The organism is Rhodococcus jostii NBRC 16295, from assembly GCF_001894825.1.
In the GTDB taxonomy this organism is placed as follows: Bacteria; Actinomycetota; Actinomycetes; order Mycobacteriales; family Mycobacteriaceae; genus Rhodococcus_F; species Rhodococcus_F jostii.
Map to the genome: position 1 here is coordinate 1 of NZ_BCWY01000208.1, position 2,072 is coordinate 2,072.

At 67.4% G+C, this 2,072-nt stretch carries 3 protein-coding genes and 1 pseudogene; all 4 read right to left on the minus strand.

Annotated elements, in window-relative coordinates:
• Positions 1-347 (minus strand): annotated as a pseudogene (locus RJ1_RS44725) (NADP-dependent malic enzyme); the annotation flags it as partial.
• 43 nt (positions 348-390) lie between these two features.
• Positions 391-1,161, minus strand: coding sequence for an SDR family NAD(P)-dependent oxidoreductase (locus RJ1_RS44730; RefSeq protein ID WP_073371144.1), 771 nt, complete (start codon positions 1,159-1,161; stop codon positions 391-393).
• A gap of 41 nt (positions 1,162-1,202) precedes the next feature.
• The gene (tatA, locus tag RJ1_RS44735; protein WP_012688899.1) at positions 1,203-1,370 is read right to left on the minus strand and encodes a Sec-independent protein translocase subunit TatA; all 168 of its coding nucleotides are present in this window, start codon (positions 1,368-1,370) and stop codon (positions 1,203-1,205) included.
• On the minus strand, positions 1,370-2,044 hold the full coding sequence (locus RJ1_RS44740; protein WP_073371145.1) for a Rid family hydrolase: 675 nt from the start codon (positions 2,042-2,044) through the stop codon (positions 1,370-1,372). Before RJ1_RS44740 ends, tatA begins: the two co-directional genes overlap by 1 nt.
• Between the last annotated feature and the right edge of the window lie 28 nt (positions 2,045-2,072).

Sequence of the window (2,072 nt, forward strand, 5' to 3'; positions counted from 1 at the left end):
GGGATCGAGTTCAGGCCCGCGAAGTTCTTGAACAGGGCGGACTTGCCCTCCATCACGGGAAGGGATGCGCGGGGGCCGATGTCGCCGAGGCCGAGGACCGCGGAGCCGTCACTGACGACGACCACCAGGCGGCTGGTCCAGGTGTACCGGTCGGCGAGGGTCTCGTCGGCGGCGATGGCGCGGGAGACCTGCGCGACACCGGGGGTGTAGGCGATGGACAGATCCCGCTGGGTGTCGAGCGGGGCGGTCAGTTCGACGGACAGCTTGCCGCCGAGATGCCCGGCGAAGATCTCCTCCTCCGTCAGCTCGACCTTCTGCGGTGTGGTGGGTTCGGACACGACAGTCACGGCTGTTACTCCAAAGGTGGTAGGCGGGAATCGGTGGGGGGATTCAGTGCACGTCGGCGAACCGGGCCGCGGGTGCGGGTGCGGGTGTGGGTGCGGAGAGCACCTTGCCGGACCAGCTGTGGTGGGCGGGGTCGGCGAGAAAGACGAGGGCGGTGTCGAAATCCGGTGTGATGTGCTGGTCGGGGAATTCGGGTGACGGGAGTTCGTCGACCAAGCGGATGGTGTTGACCTGTACGGTTCGCGCGCTGATGTCGTGTGCCGCGGCGGCGGTGAAGGCCTCGATCGCGCCGTCTATCACCTGACGGGCCAGGGTGGATTCCCGTGTGTCAGCGGCTGATCGGTCCACGCCGACGACCATGACGATGGATCCTGCGCGGTTGCGGTCACTCATCGACTGCATCGCCCGGCGCACGGTGGTGAACAGCATCCGCAGGTGAGCGTGGAGGAATCGGTCCCAGTCGTGGGGATGGATCGACTGGAGTGACGTGCCGGTGGATTCGGGTCCGGGGATCCAGGCGGCGTGAATGAGGGTGTCGATCTGGCCGTGGGTGTCTTCGACGGCGGTGAACAGCCGGTCGACCTCCCCGCCGATGCTGAGATCGGCGACGGCGGCGGTCGCGCGGCCACCGATGCCGGTGATGTCCTGGGCAATCTGCTCGGCCGCCTCCGGGGTGAAACTGTGTGCGATGACGTCGAATCCGTGCATGCCGAGAGTGCGGGCGGCATAGGCGCCCTCAGGCTGTTCGACACCGGTGACCAGGACCAGTCTGTCTCGAGTGGGTTTAGTCTGCGGGTTCAGCTGCGTGGAGTCCAACGAGGGGTCGTCCTTACTTGGGATGCCTTGACCGATTTCGCCTATTTCTCCGGTTCGGGGGCGTCCGCCTGCAACTCCCCCACCTCGGTCTTGAGGATCCGCATCGAGCGGCCCAGGCCGCGGGCGGCGTCCGGGAGTTTCTTCGACCCGAACAGCACCACGAGCACCACCGCGATGATCGCCCAGTGGCTGGGGCTCAGCGCCCCCACTACTGGGGCTCCTCACCGTCGGGGTACACGGCGTCCACCTCGACCTCGACGAGCCAGCCGGCGGCGGGCAGGCTCGCGACCTCGAGCGCGAACCGGCTGGGACGCGCGGAGTTCCGTTCCATCGGGGCGGCCGGTTCCGCGGTGCCGAGAGGAACCAGTTCGGTGTCGCCGGTGTCGAGGTTGGTGTTCGCGAAGAACTGCCGGTAGGCACGATTCCAGCCGGCGTAGTCGGCGCGGTCGGTGCCGGGGGCGTTGTCGAGGAACACCCGCATGGTCACGACGTCCTCGAGCGTCAGCCCCTGTGCCTCGAGATTGTCGCGGATCCGCTTCAGCGCGTTGATGCCCTGAGCTTCGGTGATCGTGACTCCGGCCGGGAGTGCGCCGCCCGCGAACACGTCGGTGTCGATGTACGACTCGGGGGTGCCCTCGGGTGCAGCCTTGTTGGACGCGCCCGGACCGATACCGCTCGACTTGTAGACGGCGGTGCCGCCGCCGATCGCGACACCCTGCGCGATCATCGGATTCGCTTCTCCGGCTTCGAGAACCGGTTTGGAGACGAACGTGCTGCCGGGCGCTTCCGCTGCCGCCTCCTCGGAGGAGCACGACGTCGCCCCGACGATCAGAGCGGAGGCCGCGAGGGCCGCGGTCACGGCCTTGGTACGAAAAGACTTCACTGTTCGGGCTCCTTGTTCTTCGGGTGTG